We start from the raw sequence: 16,756 nt of genomic DNA on the forward strand, positions 1-16,756 counted from the left end.
TCAGGCCACGGCCTTGGTGCCGCCAAAGGTCGTCTGCTTCACGAACTTGGAGGTCAGGTGGTCGCCCGATGAAATGGGTGCGTACTTCGGCTGCTCGCCCGGTGCAAGGCAGCTTGGCAGGCACTCGACCATCGCGTCGTAATTGGGCTGGTGAAAGAACACCAGCGACTGCCGGCGGTTGGTGCTGGCCACTTCGAACGGCGGATTGACCACGCGGTGCAGCGTGGACACCCACTGGTCGTTGGTCCACTGCATCATCAGGTCGGCAATGTTGACCACCAGGCCGCCTTCCACCTGCGGTACGTCGACCCACTGACCCGCCTTGTTGAACACCTGCAGGCCCTTGTCGTCGGGCAGCACGATGGTGAGGCTGCCGTAGTCGCTGTGCGCGCCGGCGCGCAACTGGCCCGGCAGCGGCGCTTCACGCTGCGGCGGATAGCTCAGCACGCGGAACATGCTGATGTGCTTGTCGATCTTGTCGTCGAAGAACATCTCGGGCAGCGCAAGGCCGAGCGCGAAGATGCGCATCAGCGAGCGGGAGAGATCGCTCATGGCATCGAAGTAGGCTTCGTACGCTTCGCGGAAACCTTCGATCGGCGGCCAGCTGTTGGGCTCGAAGTGCGGGCCGGCGGCGGGGCCGCGGTGGTAGTCGTCGTCGGGCACGTTCGAGGGGCCGACCGAGAACGACTCCTTCAGGTCGCCGGGCGCGGCCTCTTCCAGGCTGTACGAAAGCCCTTCTTCGCCGACTGCGCTGTAGCCGCGCACCGCGTCTTCGCGCGGCCGGTCGACCTTGCGCTTCTCGGCCAGCGGCATGTCGAAGAACGCGCGCGAGAGCTTCGATACGCGCGCGATCAGTTCGGCCGGAATGCCGTGGTTGGTGATGACGAGAAAGCCGATGCTGCGGCAGGCCTCGTCGACTTTCTTCGCGACCTGTTCCTTGCCTTCGGCCGTGCCGCCGAAGTAGGGCGCGAGATCGATGATGGGTACGGACAGCAGGGTTGTCATGTGTCGGTCCTCGTGCTTGGCATGCCTTTCGCCATGCAACGTCTGTGCCAGTTGGACCAAATGGACAAAACGCATTTGTCGCGTCAGCATGGTGCGCGCCGCGCGTGCGGGATGGCCCGTACGGCGCAACGCGATGCACGCGGCCTTACAGTGGTGCGCGTTGAATGAATGAATGAATGAAGAGCCTGCAAATCGAGAAGCGAGGGAAGATGCCGAAGACCAAGGCGCTGGCCGCAGCCAGCAGCACAAAGAAGACCCCAGTCAAGAGCGCTGTGAAGGGCGCCGTGAAGGGCCTGGTGCGCAAGTCCGCGAAGCCCCCGGTGCGCAGCGCCTCGGCGGTGAGCCGCAGGCTGCGCCAGATCGAGGACAAGCGCAGCGCCATCCTCGGTGCGGCGCTGGGCCTGTTCTCGCGCTTCGGATTGCATGGCACCTCGATCGACCAGGTGGCGGCGCGCGCCGATGTGTCCAAGAGCAATCTGCTCTACTACTTTGCCAACAAGGAAGAGCTGTATGTGAACGTGCTGCGCGACCTGCTCGCGCTGTGGCTGGAGCCGCTGCGCGGCTTCAGTGCCGAGCAGGACCCGGGCGAGGCCATCGGCGGCTACATCCGCCGCAAGCTCGTGGTTTCGCGCGACCGGCCCGATGCGTCGCGCCTGTTCTGCCTTGAAATGATCCAGGGCGCGCCGCTGCTGCGCGACGAACTCGACCGCGAACTGCGCACGCTGGTGGAACGCAAGTCGGAGGTCATCCGTTCATGGGTCGCGTCGGGCAAGCTCGCGCCGGTCGATCCGCATCACCTGATTTTTGCGCTCTGGGCCGTCACGCAGCACTACGCGGATTTCGGCGTGCAGGTGCAGGCGCTGACGGGACATACGCTGGAGGACCCGGTGTTCTTCGAGCAGACGGTGGAGAACGTGCAGCGGATCGTGCTGCAGGGGATTGCGCCGCGGTGATCGGTCTTTTCTCCCTCTCCCAGAGGGAGAGGGGACAAGACCAGGTCAATGCGGCGGTGCCGCGATCTCGTGGTACCGCCGGTCGAAATAGATCAGGCTCTGCGCCGCCCCGCCAATCGCGATCGCCACCGCCTCGCAGAACAGCACGTCATGCGTTCCCGCACTCGTGGCCTGCACCACGCGGCAGTCGAATGACGCCGCGGCATCTTCCAGCACCGGCGATCCGGTCGCCTTGCGGCTCCAGCGGGCCGCGGCAAAGCGCTCGTCCATCGGCGTCTTGCCGCCGAACAGGCCCGAGAGCGCTTGGTGGCCCGCCGCGAGCACGTTCACGCAGAGCACGCCATTGGCCATGAACGCGGGGTACACCGATGCCGACCGGTTCAGGCACACCAGCAGCATCGGCGGTTCATCGGTCACGCTGCACACGGCCGATGCGGTGAACCCGGCACGGCCCGCGGGCCCGTCGGTGGTGATGATGTTGACCGCCGCGCCCAGCCGCGCCATGGCATTGCGGTAGTCGGCCTTGGGCAGCGCGTGGGGAAGGCCGCTCGGCGTGACGTGGTGGGAGGCCATTGCGTTCAGCAGCATGGGAGAGATTTCCGGAATGGTTTCAGGCGAGGACGCAGGCTTCTTCGAAGCTGAGCCGCGGCAGGCGGCCGAACACCTTGGCCGCATCGCCGTGGCCGAGGTTGATCAGGAAGTTGGTGCTCCAATCGGTGCCCTCGAAGAACGCGGCATCCACCTTCGCCTTGTCGAAGCCCGACATCGGGCCTGCATCGAGCCCCACCGCGCGCGCGGCGAGCAGCAGGTAGCCCGCCTGCAGGCTGGCATTGCGAAAGGCGGTTTCGTGCGCGGCTTCGGGGCTGCCGGTGAACCAGCTGCGCGCATCGGTGTGCGGGAACAGCATGGGCAGCTTGTCGTAGAACTTGCGGTCCCATGCTGCGATGACCGTGACGGGTGCCGTCATGGTCTTCTCGAGGTTGCCTTTGGAGACCGCAGGCGCAAGGCGCTGCTTGCCTTCCGGCGTGCGAACGAACACGAAGCGCGCAGGCGAGCAGTTGGCCGAGGTGGGGCCCATGCGGGCCAGTGCGTAGATCTGCCGGATCTGTTCGTCGGTCACGGGTTCGCCGGTCCAGCCGTTGTGGCTGCGTGCTTCGGTGAAGAGAAGTGCCAGTGCGGCGTCGTCGAGGGCGGTGGTGGTGGTCATGCGGGAACGCCGGGTGCGCTGACCCGGGAAAGAAAGTCGAGCAGGCTGCGGTTGAAGGCGTCGGCCTCGGTCACGCTGTGCGCATGGCCGCCGTGCGGCATGAAGTGGAGCGTCACGTCGTGCAGGCCATCGGCCAGGTGCTGCGAGCAGGTCCACGGCACCAGCGCATCGTCCATGGCGGCGGCCACCAGCGTGGGCGTGGTGATGTCGCCAAGATGCGCGTCGATGTCGAAGGCGCGCAGAGCGCCGATGCGCGCACGCATGTTGGCCGCGCCGGGAAAGTGCGCAAACGCATGGTCGACCTCGTCGGCCACGCGCTGCGCATGTTCCGCGCACCAGGCCGCGGGGTACAAGAAGATCGGCTGCGCTTCCACGTATGCGCGCGGTCCGCAGGCATCGAGCAGCGCGAGCCGTGCCTCGAAGCAGCGAGCCGAATGCGGATTGGGCTTCGACCATGCATTGACCAGCACCAGGCTCGCCACGCGCGAGGGCTCGTCGAGCGCGAACTGCAGCCCGACGAGTCCGCCCAGCGCGTGCCCCACCAAGTGGCAGCGTGGCGTCGACGTGGCGTCCAGAATCTGCACCACGTCGCGCGCCATGTCGGCAATGGCGTAGTCCGCGCTCAGTGCGGCGGGGCTGCGGCCCGTTCCGCGTTGGTCGTACGCAATCACGCGATGGCCCGCTGCAACGAGCGCGCCGATCTGCGGCTGCCAGAAGGCGGCCGAACCGCCCAGGCCCGACGACAGCAGCACCGCCTCGCCGTCGGCCGGCCCATGCACTTCGTAGTGCAGCGGCATGCTCAGGCCTTGTTGCCGACGTGGGCGATGGAGGCGATTTCGACCAGTGCATCAGGCTTTACCAGGCCGCACTGGATGCAGTAGCGCGCAGGCTTGGTGCCCGGAAAGAACTCGGCGTACACCGCGTTCACCTTCGCGTAGTCGGCCCAGTCCTTGATCATGATCATGTTGAAGGTCACGTCGTCCATGGTGCCGCCGGCCGTTTTGATCACGTTCTGGATCGTTTCGAGCACGTGGCGCGTCTGCGCCGAGGCGTCGCCCACGTGCACCACGTTGTTGTCCTTGTCGAAGGGCAGCGTGCCCGACACATAGACCACGCCGTCGGCCATGGTGCCGGGCACGAACGGGGCGATGGGCGTGGTGGTTCCGGCGGGGATGATGGCTTGCTTGGGCATGAGGACGGACTCCTTTAAAAAAATCGGGCAATGGCCGCTTCAGCCGCTACAGGCTGCGCGGCGGGCTCGGGTGCAAAGGTGGCGCAGAACTGGTCCACGGTCGAAACCCAGCCGAAGAAGGTCTCGACGTTGTAGACGGAGGCCTTTTGTATGGCCGCGCCGCCAAGCTCGTGCGTGGCGTCTTCGAGCATCACGGCGAAGTATTCGAGGTGAAAGGCATCGCGCAGCGTCGACTCCACGCACACGTTGGTGGCAATGCCGGTGAACACCAGGTGGCGGATGCCGCGCGCGCGCAAGGTGCTGTCGAGCGTGCTGTTGAAGAAGCCGCTGTAGCGCGTCTTCGGCACCACGATGTCGCCGGACTGCGGCTTCATCTCTGCGATGAGCTCGTAGTCCCAGCCGCCCTTGGCGAGGAACTTGCCCGCGAGCTCGGGCTTGGCGCGCATGGTCTTGAGCGCGTTCGACTTGTGCCAGTTGGGCGAGCCCGGTCCGCCGGCCTCCACATAGGCTGCGTCCCAGCCGTTCTGAAGAAACACGACCAGCATGCCGGCCGCGCGCGCCGCCGCAATCGTGCGCGCGATGTTGGCGATGGTGCCCTGCGCGCCCGAAATATCGAAGCCCGCCGAATCGACATAGCCGCCGATAGAGGCATAGGCGTTCTGCATGTCGACCACGATCAGGGCCGAGTCGGTGGCATGCAGCGCCAGCGGTTCGGGCCGGGCGGGCAGCACCAGCGGCGCGGGTGCGCCGGGCAGGCGCGGGGCGCCGACGGGCGTGGTCGAGGTGAGCGTGGTGTTGCGTGCGGGCGTGGCCATGCGCGTCGTTCCTCTCAGGCCGCAAGGCGCTCGGGTTCGGCCTGCGAGGCCACGGGGCTCTGCACATGCGCGCGGCTCTTCATGAGCGGCTGGATGCGCTCGCCGAAGGCCTGCACGCCCTGCAGGAAGTCGTCGAAAGTGAGCAGCACGCCTTCGGTGCCCGGCACTTCGGCCATTTCGTCGAGCAGGCGCGCAACGGTGGCGTACGAGCCCACCAGCGTGCCCATGTTGATGTTGACGGCCGAGGTCGGGTCGGCCATCTGGCGCACATTGGTGTCGGCGCCCGACTTGGTGTCGGCCGCGCCCTGCTGGCCCAGCCAGGCAATCGCTTCGTGATCGGCGCCCGCCTTGTAGTGCTCCCACTTGGCGCGCGCGGCTTCGTCGGTTTCGTCGGCAATCACCATCATCAGCACGTAGGTGGTCACGTGGCGGCCGGTCTTGCCTGTGGCCTCGATGAGCTTTTCGGCCGCGGGCGCAAAGGCCTTGGGCGTGTTCACGCCCTTGCCGAAGCAGAAGTTGTAGTCGGCGTACTTCGCGGAAAAGTCCATGCCGGCGTCGCTCTGGCCCGCGCAGATCACCTTCATGTCTGCTTGCGGCCGTGGGCTCAGGCGGCAGTCGTCCATCTGGAAGTGCGCGCCCTTGAAGTCCGATTGGCCGGTGCCCCACAGGTCGCGCAGCACCTGGATGTATTCAGACAGGTACTGGTAGCGCGTGCCGAAGAACTGGTCGCCGGGCCACATGCCCATTTGCGAGTACTCGGGCCGCTGCCAGCCGGTGACAAGGTTGAGGCCGAAGCGGCCACCGGAGATCGAATCGATGGTCGACGCCATGCGCGCGACGATGGCCGGCGGCATCACCAGCGAGGCGGCGGTGGCAAAGAGCTTGATCTTGGTGGTGACGGCCGCGAGCCCGGCCATGAGCGTGAACGACTCGAGGTTGTGGTCCCAGAACTCGGTCTTGCCGCCAAAGCCGCGCAGCTTGATCATCGACAGCACGAAGTCGACGCCGTAGCGCTCGGCCGTGAGCGTGATCTCCTTGTTGAGTTCGAAACTCGGCTTGTACTGCGGTGCGTTTTCGGAGAGCAGCCAGCCGTTGTTGCCGATGGGGATGAAGATGCCGACGTTCATGCAGAAGCTCCAGTTGCAGGGTCGCAAAGCCCTATGCATGGCCCGTGCCAGTTAAAAAATCCCTTTCAAATCAACACGTTGAATGTTTTTTAATGTTTCTTTTTGACCATTTGGTCCAAAGTGGAGCAGATGAACCGCCCGGCTTGCGGCAGCACGGTGCGCGGCAAGGCCAAACCGGTGCAGCGCCGGCGTCATGGATCGCGCGGCAAAATCACCCCCATGCCCAAGACCCCACTCCGCGCCGCCGCTGCCGTCGGCGGTACTGCAGACGACATCGAGGCCGCGTTTTATGAAGCGCTGCAGCGCGGCGACATCGAAGCGCTGATGGCGTGCTGGGCCGACGAGGACGAGGTGTTCTGCGTGCACCCGGGCGGCCCCCGCCTGGTGGGCGCCACGGCCATCCGCGCGGCTTTCGAGCAGATGTTCGGCAACGGCGCCATTCACGCCATGCCCGCGCGCGTGCGCAAGATCGAGTCGCTCGCAAGCGCGGTGCACAACGTGCTCGAACGCATCGAGGTGCTCACGGCCGAGGGCCCGAAGCACGCCTTTGTGCTGGCCACCAACGTCTATCACAAGACCGCCGAAGGCTGGCGCATGGTGGCGCACCATGCGAGCCCCGGCAGCGCGCGGGAACCCGTCGACGCGAACGACCCGCCCCAGATCCTGCACTGAGAAATGCCTGGCGACGTTTCTTCCCCGCACTCATCCATGGGCTACGCGGCGCCGCGCTGGCTGCCCGGCGGCAACTTGCAGACCATCTGGGCGGCGCTGTACGCGCGCCGCTTCACCGGCCTGGCGCCGGTGTACCGCCGCGAGCGCTGGAACACGCCAGACGGGGATTTCATCGACGTCGATTTCGCCGATTCGGTCCTGCAGGGCATAAGCGCCGGACCGCGCCCTTTGCTGGTGCTGTTCCACGGCCTGGAGGGGTCGTCCCGCAGCCACTATGCGGAAGCCTTTGCCGCCTTTGCGGCCGAGCGCGGCATGGACTTCGCGGTGCCGCATTTCAGGGGCTGCAGCGGCGAGCTGAACCTGGCGCCGCGCGCCTACCACTCGGGCGACTACGAAGAGATCGACTGGATCTTGCGGCGCATGCGCGAGCGGCAGGCGCTCCACGGCGGCGGCCCAGTGCTGGCCGCGGGCGTGTCGCTGGGCGGCAATGCGCTGCTGCGCTGGGCATGCGAGGCCGGCGACTCGGCCCACGCCTCGGTGGCCGCGGTGGCCTCGGTGTGCGCGCCGCTCGATCTTGCAGCCGGCGGCGAGGCCATCGGCCGCGGCTTCAACCGGCTGGTCTACACGCGCATGTTCCTGGCCACCATGAAGCCCAAGGCGCTGGCCAAGCTGGCCCAGTTTCCGGGGCTGTTCGACCGCGAGCGGCTGCTGGCGGCGCGAGACCTCTATACCTTCGACGACGTGTTCACGGCGCCGCTGCACGGCTTTCGCAACACCGACGACTACTGGGCGCGGGGCTCGTCCAAGCCGCACCTGAGCGCGATTCGCGTGCCCACGCTGGTGGTGAACGCGCTGAACGATCCGTTCATTCCGGCCCGCAGCCTGCCGGGGCCGGGCGAGGTGGGCCGGCACGTCACGCTGTGGCAGCCCGCGCACGGCGGCCATGTGGGTTTTCCGCTCGGCGCGCCGCCGGGCCATGTGCGCGGCATGCCGGAGAGCGTCGGTAGCTGGCTCGGGCAATTCGCCTAGCCCCGGTTGCCGCGCGGGCGCGCAGAATAGCTTTCATGGACGACATCGTTAAACAAGCGCTCGCCAAGTGGCCCAACGTGCCGCATTGCTACGGCTGGCTTGGCCTGGACGCGCGCGGCAACTGGTACATGCGCGACGACCGCACCCAGGCCCAGGGGCCGTTTCCGGCCGCCAAGGGCTCGATGCTGCGGCACGAGAAGCTCATCGACTTCATCCACCGCAACTACGACCATGACGACGAAGGCCAGTGGTTCTTCCAGAACGGACCCCAGCGCGTTTATGTCGAACTGGAGGCGGCGCCTTTTGTCTGGCGCATTGCCGACGACACGGGGGGCTTTGCCGTCACAGCCCACACCGGGCAGGCAGTTGAGGTTTCCGGGTGCCTGCTCGACGAGGAGGGCAGGCTCTACCTGGCCGCTCCCATCGGGCTGGGGCTGGTTCACACGCAGGACGTTGGCCTGGCCGCCGAGGCCATCGACCAGGGGCTGTGGACGCCCGAGCCGGTGCGCTCGGCGGACCTGCCGCAGCGCTTCGGCCATGTGCTGAGCCCCGCGGCACGCCAGCCCGCAGCGCTATCAAAACAGTAGCTATCTAGGTCTCGCGCATGAAAAAGCCGGCTCGAGGCCGGCTTTTTTATTGGGGCGAAGCCCTTGCTTACTTGCTGGCGGTGGGCGCCGCCGGTGCGGGGGCCGAGGCAGCGCCTTCGGCGGGTGCCGCTGCCGCGGCGGGACGCTCGGGCACCGGGAACTTGGCGCCGCCGGCATTGGCCAGGTAAACCACGGCACGGCCGATTTCGAGGTCTTCGAAGTCGCCGCCGCCCTGGGCCGGCATGGCACCCTTGCCATGCAGCGCATGGTCGAGCAGCGTTGCGTAGCCCTGGCCGATGCGCGGGCCCCAGGCTGCGGCGTCGTTCAGGTGCGGCGCGCCGGGAATGCCGGGCGGCGCATGGCAGGCGGCGCACTGGGCCTTGAACACGGTCTCGCCAGTTGCCAGGGGGCGGTTGGCATCGCGGATTTCGATGGTGCCGACCTTCTTGAGCCGCTCGGCCACTTCGCGGTTGCGCGCGTCTTGCGACACGCCGTAGAGCGCCATGTTGTCGCCCTCGGCCGTGCCCGCGGGCTTGTTGCCCGAAACCACATAGGCCACAAGGCCCACGATGATCAGGATGGGGGCAAGAAAAGAGAAAAATACCGCGAGCAGCAGTTGCTTCGGGTTCTTGATCGGGCCGGTGTGGGCTTCTTCTGTGGCCTGGTAGTGCGGGTCTGCGCTCATGGCGTCCTCAATAACGGGGGCTCGTCGGGGGGCTTTTTCGAATCAACCGGCGATTATAGAGAGGCCCTCCGCCCAAAGGACGGAAGGCCTGTCCGGAGCCGTCGCGCGAAAGCCTCAGCCCTTGTTGCCCGGCGTGGCCCAACCGCCACCCAGCGTCTTGTACAGGGTGACCTGGTTTTGCAGCTGCAGGAGCCGCGTGGTCACGGCCGATTGCTGCGCCGTGTACAGCGAGCGCTGCGCGTCCAGCAGGTCGAGCGCGCTGGCAATGCCGTTGCGGTAGCGCATGTCGGAGAGCTTGAAGCGCACCGCTTCGGCGTCGGCCTGAGCGCGCTGCGCCCGCACCTGCTCGCCCAGCGTGGCGCGGCCGGCCAGCGCGTCCGCCACTTCGCGGAACGCCGTCTGGATCGACTTTTCGTACTGCGCCACGGCAATCTCGCGCCCGGCCTTGGCCGAGTCGAGCCCCGCAATGTTGCGCCCCGCATCGAAGATGGGCAGCGTGATCTGCGGCGAAAAGGCCCAGGCCTTCGATCCGCTGTCGAACAGGCCCGAGAACTCGCTGCTGGCGGTGCCGATCGAGGTGGTCAGCGACACACGCGGAAAGAACGCCGCGCGCGCCGCGCCGATGTTGGCATTGGCCGCAATCAGCTGCTGCTCGGCCGAGCGGATGTCCGGCCGCTCGGTCAGCAGGTCGGACGGCAGGCCCGCCGGCACGTCCGGCATCGGCTTGATGCCGTCCAGCCCCTTGGCGCCGCCGGCCGTGGCTTCCGCCGGCACCGGCGCGCCGAGCAGCAGAGCCAGCGCGTTCTCGTCCTGCTGGCGCGTGCGAAGCTGCTGCGCATAAGAAGCGCGCGCGGTTTCGGCCAGCGAGTTCGCGGCCTGGAAGTCGAGCTCCGACGACACGCCGTTGTCGAAGCGCAGCTTGGTCAGGCGCACCGATTCTTCGCGCGTGACCATCGTCTGGCGCGTGAGCTCCAGCAGTTCGTCGTCGGCAATCAGCGTGAGCCAGCCCGTGGCCACGGCCGCGATCAGGCTGATTTGCGCGGCCTTGCGCGTTTCTTCGGTGGCGAGGTATTGCGCCAGCGCCTGGTCCTTCAGGCTGCGGATGCGGCCGAAGAAGTCGATCTCCCAGGCGGTAATGCCCAGGTTGACGCTGTACTGCGACGACACGCTCCCCGCGCTGCTGTCGAAGGCCTGGAGCTGGTTGGGGCTCGAACGCGACCCGCTGCCCGTGAGGCCCAGCGCCGGGAACAAAGCCGAGCGCTCGATCTGGAATTGCGCACGCGCCTGCTCGATGTTGAGCACCGACACGCGCAGGTCGCGGTTGTTGGCCAGCGCGGTCTGAATGAGCCCGGTCAGGCGCGGATCGGTGAAGAAGTCCTGCCAGGGCAGGGCGGCCGCGGCCTGGCCCGCCGGCTGCGCCGGGTCGCCCGGAAAGGTGGTGGGCACCGGCGCGGCGGGGCGCTCGTAGGTCGGAATGAGCGAGCAGCCGGCCAGCAGCATGGCCGCGGCCAGGGCCGTGGGAATCAGTTTCTTAGTCATGTGTCTTTTCCTCCGTGATGCCGGCGGCTTCGGCATGCCGTTTGTCGGCTTCATGCTGGCGCGCGCTGCCCTTGAACAGCGTGCGCACCACCACGAAGAACACCGGCACGAAGATCACGGCCAGGATCGTGCCCGTGACCATGCCGCCGAGCACGCCGGTGCCAATGGCGCGCTGGCTTGCCGAGCCGGCGCCGGAGGCAATGGCCAGCGGCACCACGCCCAGGCCGAAGGCCAGCGAGGTCATGATGATCGGGCGGAACCGCAGGTGGGCCGCGGCCAGCGCCGATTCGACGATGCCCTTGCCCTGCGCCTGCAGGTCTTTCGCAAACTCGATGATCAGAATCGCGTTCTTCGCCGAGAGGCCGATGATGGTGATCAGCCCCACCTGGAAGTACACGTCGTTCGAGTAGGCGCGCAGCATGGTTGCCAGCAGCACGCCCAGCACGCCGAGCGGCACCACCAGAATGACCGACAGCGGGATCGACCAGCTCTCGTACAGCGCGGCCAGGCACAGGAACACCGCCAGGATTGCGAAGCCGTACAGGATGATGGCCTGCGAGCCCGCCAGCTTTTCTTCGCGCGACTGGCCCGTCCATTCAAAGCCGAAGCCTTGCGGCAGCTGGCTCGCGAGCTTTTCCATCTCGGCCATGGCGGCACCCGTGCTGAAGCCCGGCGCCGCGTCGCCGCTGATGCGGATGGCGGGGTAGCCGTTGTAGCGCACCGTTTGCGTGGCGCCCGTCACCCACTTGGTGGTGGCAAAGGCCGACAGCGGCACCGGCTGGCCCTGCGAGTTGCTGGCGTTCAGCCGCAGCAGGTCGTCCGGCTGCATGCGGGCCGGCGCATCGGCTTGCACCACCACGCGCTGCAGGCGGCCGCGGTTCGGAAAGTCGTTGATGTAGCTCGAACCCAGGCCGGTCGACAGCGTGGCGTTGATCGCGTCGAAGCTCACGCCCAGGGCGTTGGCCTTGTCGCGGTCGATGTCGATCTGCAGCTGCGGCGCGTCTTCCAGGCCGTCAGGGCGCACCTGCGTCAGCACCTTGCTCTGGCTGGCCATGCCCAGCAACTGGTTGCGCGCGTTGATGAGCGCGTCGTGGCCCGCGCCCGAACGGTCTTGCAGCCGGAAGCTGAAGCCGCTGGCATTGCCCAGTTCAGGAATGGGCGGCGGGCTCAGCGGGTAGATGAACGCGTCGCGAATGCCCGAGAGCGCACCGAAGGCGCGGCCCGCGAGGGCGCTGGCCGAGTGGGCCGGGTCCTTGCGCTCTTCCCAGTCTTTCAGCGTGACGAAGGCGAGGCCGGCGTTCTGGCCCTGGCCAGAGAAGCTGAAGCCCATCACGCCCACCATGCTCTGCACTTCAGGCTGCTTCAGGATGAAGCCTTCGACCTGCTGCATGACCGACAGCGCACGCTCTTGCGTGGCGCCCGGGGGCAGCTGCACGTTCACGATGATGTTGCCCTGGTCTTCTTGCGGCAGGAACGAGCTTGGCAGGCGCATGTACGTGAACACCACCGCGCCGATGATCACGGCGTAGATGATCAGGTAGCGCGCGGCGCGGCGCAGAATGCGCGCGACCATGCTTTCGTAGCCCTTGGCCGTGCGCGTGAAGCCGCGGTTGAACCAGCCGAAGAAGCCGCGCTTCTCGTGGTGGTGGCCCGCTTCCACCGGCTTGAGCAGCGTGGCGCACAGCGCCGGCGTGAGCGACAGCGCCATGAAGGCCGAGAAGGCGATCGACGTCACCATTACCGCCGAGAACTGGCGGTAGATGTTGCCGGTGGAGCCCGCGAAGAACGCCAGCGGCACAAACACCGAGATCAGCACCACCGTCACGCCGATGATGGCGCCCGAGATCTGCCGCATGGCCTTGCGCGTGGCTTCGAGCGGCGACAGCCCCTCTTCGCTCATGATGCGCTCGACGTTTTCGACCACCACAATGGCGTCGTCCACCACGATACCGATCACCAGCACCATGCCGAACATGGTCAGCACGTTGATCGAGAAGCCCAGCGCCAGCAGCGAGGCAAACGTGCCCAGCAGCGCAATCGGCACCACGATGGTCGGAATGATGGTGTAGCGCCAGTTCTGCAAGAACAGGAACATCACCACGAACACCAGCGCAATGGCTTCAAGCAGCGTCTTCACCACTTCGGTGATGGAAATCTGCACGAAGCGCGAGCTGTCGTACGGAATGTTCCACTTCACGCCCTGCGGGAAGAAGCGCTCGAGCTCCGCCATCTTGGCGCGGATGGCCTTGGCCGATTCCAGCGCGTTGCCGTTGGGCGTGGGCTGCACGCCGACACCCACCGCCGGCACGCCGTTCAGGCGGGCAGAGGTGGCATACGACTGGCCGCCCAGCTCAACGCGGGCCACGTCCTTCAGCCGCACGGTCGAGCCGTCGGGGTTGGCGCGCAGCACAATTTCCTTGAACTGCTCCACGTTGGCAAGCTGGCCGTTCACCACCACCGTGGCCGCAATGGCCTGGCCGGGAACGTTGGGCAGGTCGCCAAGGGTGCCCGAAGACACCTGTGCATTTTGCGCGCGAATCGCGTTGTTCACGTCGGTGGCCGACAGGTTGAAGCCCTGCAGCTTGGCCGGGTCGATCCAGATGCGCATCGCGTTTTCAGAGCCGAAAAGCTGGGCCTGGCCCACGCCCACCACGCGCTGCAGCTCGGGCACCACGTTGCGCGCGGCGTAGTCGCCAAGCGCAATGGGGTCGAACGCCGGGTTGTCCGAAGACAGCATCACGAACATCAGGAAGTTGTCGCGCGACTTGTCCACGCGCACGCCCTGCTGCGTTACGGCCGCCGGCAGGCGCGGTGTTGCGCGCGAGAGCCGGTTCTGCACGTCCACCTGTGCAAGGTCGTCGTTGGTGCCGGCCTCGAAGCTGATGGTGATGGTGCCGGTGCCGTCGGCCTGGGCCACCGATTCCATGTAGATCAGGCCTGGCGAGCCGTTCATTTCACGCTCGATGACGGACAGCACGCTGTCCTCCAGCGTCTGGGCCGAGGCGCCGGGGTACGCCACGTTGATCACGATGGCCGGCGGTGCCACCGGCGGGTATTGCGAGATCGGCAACTGCGTAATTGCCACGCCGCCCATCACCAGGACGAACAGGGCAATCACCCAGGCGAAGATCGGGCGGTCGATAAAGAATTTGGCCATGCGGGCGCGCTCCTGCTATTACTTCTTTTCGGCCGGCGCAGCCGCCGCACCGCTGGCTGGCGCCGCCGCGGCAGACGCCGCCGGCGCTGCCGGTTGTGCCGCACCGTTAGGCGCGGACTTTTGCCAAGGCACCGCCTTCACCGGCGTGCCGGGCGGCATCATCTGCAGCTTCTGGAAGCCGTCGACCATCACCTGTTCGCCCGCCTTCAGGCCGTCGAGCACCACCCATTGGTTGTCCTTGGCGGCGCTGATCTTCACTGTGCGCTGGCTGATCTTGCCGTCGGCACTCACCACCGACACCGTGTCGCCCTGCTGCGTGCGCGTAACCGCCTGCTGCGGAACCGTGATCGCGTTGGTGGCCTGGGCCTGCTCGAGCTTCACGCGCACATACAGGCCCGGCAGCAGCTCGCCCTTCGGGTTGGGCACCTCGGCGCGCAGCGTGACCTGGCCGGTGGCCTGGTCGACCGTCAGGTCGGAGAACAGCAGCTTGCCGGGCAGTGCGTAGTCGGTGCCGTCTTCGAGCACCACGGTTACGCTGGCGGCTTCGTCGCCGCTCGCGCGCTTGTACTGGCCGGCGGCCAGCGCGCGGCGCAGCTTCAGCACGTCGGAGGCCGATTGCGTGAAGTTCACGTACATCGGGTTGATCTGCTGCACCACGGCCAGCTCGGTGGCGTCGCCCTGGCCCACCAGCGCGCCTTCGGTTACCAGTGCGCGGCCGATGCGGCCTGCAATGGGCGAGGTCACGTCGGCATAGCCGAGGTTGATCTTGGCGGTTTGCACCGCTGCGCGGCCCGCGGCCACGTCGGCCTCGGCCGTTTTTTGCGAGGCCACGGCGTTTGCATATTCTTGCTTGCTGACCGCATTGGCCTCGACCAGCGGCTTGTAGCGGTCGGCCAGTGCCTTGGCCTGCACGGCGTTGGCCTCAGCGCGGGCCAGCGTGGCCTGCGCGTTTTGCGATGCGGCCACCAGCGGCGCCGGGTCGATGCGGAACAGCAGCTGGCCGGCCTTTACATCGCTGCCTTCGCGGAATTCGCGCTTCAGCAGGATGCCCGAGGCGCGGGCGCGAACCTGCGCCACGCGCGAGGCCTCGAGCCGGCCCGGCAGTTCGGTCACCAGGCCCACGTCCGTCGGCGTTGCAACCACCACGCCCACTTCAGGCGCCGGCGGGGCACCGCCACCGGCTGCACCTCCCTTGCCGGCGGGCGCATCGCCCTTGGAGCAGGCCGCAAGCGCCAGCACCACGGCAGCGGCCACGATCGCGAGGCGCGGCGAGAACGAAGATTGACGCGAAACATGCAGGAGAGGCATGCGAATCCTTTGAAGCAAAGACGGGAGATGGCGCGTTCGCAGAAAGCGAACAGAAAGCCAGCATAAATAGCCGGGCCATCGGGGAAGCCCGCTAGTTTACATACATTCATGGATGTATAGTGACAACATCGAATGGCCCCACGATGCGGAAAGGGCTTGGCTTTACAAATCAGGAGACTTGGTGGCACGTCGTACGAAGGAAGAAGCATTGGCCACGCGGCATCGGTTGCTCGATGCCGCGGAGCTGCTGTTTCAGGCGCAGGGCGTTTCGCAGACCTCGCTGCAGCAGATTGCACAGCAGGCCGGCGCGACCCGTGGCGCCATTTATTGGCACTTCAAGGACAAGGCCGACCTGTTCAACGCCATGATGGAGCGGGTCATTCTGCCGCTGGAGGCCGGCCCCCGGGCCGCCGCTGCGGCCGGCAACGACGACCCCCTGGCCGAGATTGAAGAGGGCATGGTGCATGCGCTCACCCTCATGACCACCGACCCCCAGGTGCGCCGCGTGTTCGACGTGGCCACCCACAAGGTCGAATACACGCACGACATGGCCTCGGTGCAGCAGCGGCACCTGGACGCCCGCAACGCCTGCGTAACCGATTTTGAAAAAGCCCTGCGCCTGGCCGCCCGCCGCGCCAGCATCAAGCTGCCCGTGCCCGGCCATGTGGCCGCGCAGGGCTTGCATGCGCTCATCAGCGGGCTCATTCAGAACTGGCTGCTAGACCCGGCCGCCTTCGACCTGGTGCAAAGCGGCCGGCGCACCTTTCGCGTTTACCTGGCCGGACTGGGCTTTGGCCGGAACTCGACCCCAGGCGTTGAGAACGAAGCTGAAGAAGTCGCCGCCTGATAGGCGATAATGCGGGGCTCCGGTTCTGCCGGAACCCAGATTCCTCGCTGTATTTCAACGGATAGAATTCGGCCCTCCGAAGGCTGAGATCCAGGTTCGATTCCTGGCGGCGGGACCAAATACGGAGACCACAGCGTCTCATCGACCTCAGAAACCCGCACGCTTGCTAGCGTGGCGGGTTTTTCTTTGTCTCCCTGACTTATTTTGGTTGATGTGAAAAGCACATAAATCAACGATAGGCAGCTTGGCGGACCATAAAAAGCTGGGCAAGGAAGCATAGAGGAGGGCCCGTCCCAACGCGGGCTCCAACGATGGGTGCCGGATCGTTGAATCGGTGATGCGACAGCCGCGTGGGTGAACACAGGGTCCCTCCGAAACCCCTTGTAGTATTTTGAGTTACTTGTTGTCACAATGGCCTCGCGCAAGGTGTCGAACTCAAAAGATCGAGGGAGCAGCCGGATGAAAACCATTCTTCCCCCCCAACCACGGCCTGTCTGAATCACTTCAACAGAACTTGGTTTTTAAAGACGAGGCTGGCCAACCAGCGCTCAGTGATATGTTGATTGCCACCGAAAAATGACCCGGCTAACGCGCTAATTTCCGTCTAAGACTGACCCACGTAAAACTCTACCC

General features: G+C 66.3%; 17 protein-coding genes and 1 tRNA gene. 6 read left to right on the forward strand and 12 right to left on the reverse strand.

Annotated elements, in window-relative coordinates:
* Window positions 1-1,005: an isopenicillin N synthase family dioxygenase gene (locus V9L20_RS23555; RefSeq protein ID WP_337298446.1), complete on the reverse strand. Its 1,005-nt coding sequence runs from the start codon at window positions 1,003-1,005 to the stop codon at window positions 1-3.
* 176 nt (window positions 1,006-1,181) lie between these two features.
* Here V9L20_RS23555 and rutR point away from each other — a divergent pair, with 176 nt between their 5' ends.
* The gene (gene rutR / locus V9L20_RS23560; protein ID WP_337298447.1) at window positions 1,182-1,958 is read left to right on the forward strand and encodes an HTH-type transcriptional regulator RutR; all 777 of its coding nucleotides are present in this window, start codon (window positions 1,182-1,184) and stop codon (window positions 1,956-1,958) included.
* Window positions 1,959-2,003: 45 nt separating this feature from the next.
* Here the strand turns inward: rutR and rutF are convergent, their stop codons facing one another.
* Genes rutF through V9L20_RS23595 form a run of 7 tightly spaced genes read right to left on the reverse strand, consistent with a single transcriptional unit; the run spans window position 2,004 to window position 6,494 of the window.
* Window positions 2,004-2,546, reverse strand: a complete 543-nt coding sequence (gene rutF / locus V9L20_RS23565) for an NADH-dependent FMN reductase RutF (RefSeq protein ID WP_443098622.1) — start codon at window positions 2,544-2,546, stop codon at window positions 2,004-2,006.
* A 22-nt stretch (window positions 2,547-2,568) separates the two neighbouring features.
* Window positions 2,569-3,165, reverse strand: coding sequence for a malonic semialdehyde reductase (locus V9L20_RS23570; RefSeq protein ID WP_337298448.1), 597 nt, complete (start codon window positions 3,163-3,165; stop codon window positions 2,569-2,571).
* A complete protein-coding gene (gene rutD, locus V9L20_RS23575; RefSeq protein ID WP_337298449.1) occupies window positions 3,162-3,962 on the reverse strand; it encodes a pyrimidine utilization protein D in 801 nt (266 codons plus the stop codon). The genes V9L20_RS23570 and rutD overlap by 4 nt, the downstream gene beginning before the upstream one ends.
* A gap of 2 nt (window positions 3,963-3,964) precedes the next feature.
* Window positions 3,965-4,357 (reverse strand): pyrimidine utilization protein C, encoded by a 393-nt coding sequence (rutC, locus tag V9L20_RS23580; protein WP_124958891.1) that lies wholly within the window; start codon window positions 4,355-4,357, stop codon window positions 3,965-3,967.
* 14 nt (window positions 4,358-4,371) lie between these two features.
* Window positions 4,372-5,172: a pyrimidine utilization protein B gene (gene rutB, locus V9L20_RS23585; protein ID WP_337298450.1), complete on the reverse strand. Its 801-nt coding sequence runs from the start codon at window positions 5,170-5,172 to the stop codon at window positions 4,372-4,374.
* Window positions 5,173-5,186: 14 nt separating this feature from the next.
* Complete coding sequence (gene rutA, locus V9L20_RS23590) at window positions 5,187-6,299, reverse strand: pyrimidine utilization protein A (RefSeq protein WP_337298451.1); 1,113 nt, start codon at window positions 6,297-6,299, stop codon at window positions 5,187-5,189.
* Window positions 6,300-6,350: 51 nt separating this feature from the next.
* Window positions 6,351-6,494 carry a hypothetical protein gene (locus tag V9L20_RS23595; RefSeq protein ID WP_258502614.1) on the reverse strand — a complete coding sequence of 48 codons (144 nt, stop codon included), beginning with the start codon at window positions 6,492-6,494 and terminating at the stop codon, window positions 6,351-6,353.
* Window positions 6,495-6,518: 24 nt separating this feature from the next.
* Here V9L20_RS23595 and V9L20_RS23600 point away from each other — a divergent pair, with 24 nt between their 5' ends.
* From V9L20_RS23600 to V9L20_RS23610, 3 genes are read left to right on the forward strand one after another with little or no spacing between them, the layout of a single operon-like run.
* The gene (locus V9L20_RS23600) at window positions 6,519-6,971 is read left to right on the forward strand and encodes a YybH family protein (RefSeq protein WP_157616167.1); all 453 of its coding nucleotides are present in this window, start codon (window positions 6,519-6,521) and stop codon (window positions 6,969-6,971) included.
* Between the two features lie 36 nt (window positions 6,972-7,007).
* Complete coding sequence (locus V9L20_RS23605) at window positions 7,008-8,000, forward strand: YheT family hydrolase (protein ID WP_337298452.1); 993 nt, start codon at window positions 7,008-7,010, stop codon at window positions 7,998-8,000.
* A gap of 35 nt (window positions 8,001-8,035) precedes the next feature.
* Window positions 8,036-8,587 (forward strand): DUF2946 family protein, encoded by a 552-nt coding sequence (locus V9L20_RS23610; protein WP_337298453.1) that lies wholly within the window; start codon window positions 8,036-8,038, stop codon window positions 8,585-8,587.
* 67 nt (window positions 8,588-8,654) lie between these two features.
* On the opposite strand, the gene V9L20_RS23615 is transcribed toward V9L20_RS23610, so the two are convergent.
* The 4 genes from V9L20_RS23615 to V9L20_RS23630 all read right to left on the reverse strand — a co-directional run bounded on the left by V9L20_RS23615 (window position 8,655) and on the right by V9L20_RS23630 (window position 15,276).
* Window positions 8,655-9,272, reverse strand: coding sequence for a c-type cytochrome (locus V9L20_RS23615; protein WP_337298454.1), 618 nt, complete (start codon window positions 9,270-9,272; stop codon window positions 8,655-8,657).
* 114 nt (window positions 9,273-9,386) lie between these two features.
* On the reverse strand, window positions 9,387-10,811 hold the full coding sequence (locus V9L20_RS23620; RefSeq protein WP_337298455.1) for an efflux transporter outer membrane subunit: 1,425 nt from the start codon (window positions 10,809-10,811) through the stop codon (window positions 9,387-9,389).
* On the reverse strand, window positions 10,804-13,968 hold the full coding sequence (locus V9L20_RS23625) for an efflux RND transporter permease subunit (protein WP_337298456.1): 3,165 nt from the start codon (window positions 13,966-13,968) through the stop codon (window positions 10,804-10,806). Before V9L20_RS23625 ends, V9L20_RS23620 begins: the two co-directional genes overlap by 8 nt.
* A gap of 18 nt (window positions 13,969-13,986) precedes the next feature.
* A complete protein-coding gene (locus V9L20_RS23630; RefSeq protein WP_337298457.1) occupies window positions 13,987-15,276 on the reverse strand; it encodes an efflux RND transporter periplasmic adaptor subunit in 1,290 nt (429 codons plus the stop codon).
* Window positions 15,277-15,454: 178 nt separating this feature from the next.
* Between V9L20_RS23630 and V9L20_RS23635 the strand changes: the two genes are divergently transcribed.
* Both V9L20_RS23635 and V9L20_RS23640 read left to right on the forward strand, forming a co-directional pair.
* On the forward strand, window positions 15,455-16,123 hold the full coding sequence (locus tag V9L20_RS23635) for a TetR family transcriptional regulator (protein WP_337298458.1): 669 nt from the start codon (window positions 15,455-15,457) through the stop codon (window positions 16,121-16,123).
* A 43-nt stretch (window positions 16,124-16,166) separates the two neighbouring features.
* A tRNA-Arg gene (locus V9L20_RS23640) sits at window positions 16,167-16,241 on the forward strand.
* The last annotated feature ends 515 nt before the right edge of the window (window positions 16,242-16,756 follow it).

It is taken from the genome of Variovorax sp. CCNWLW225, assembly GCF_037204045.1.
Classification (GTDB): Bacteria; Pseudomonadota; Gammaproteobacteria; order Burkholderiales; family Burkholderiaceae_C; genus Variovorax.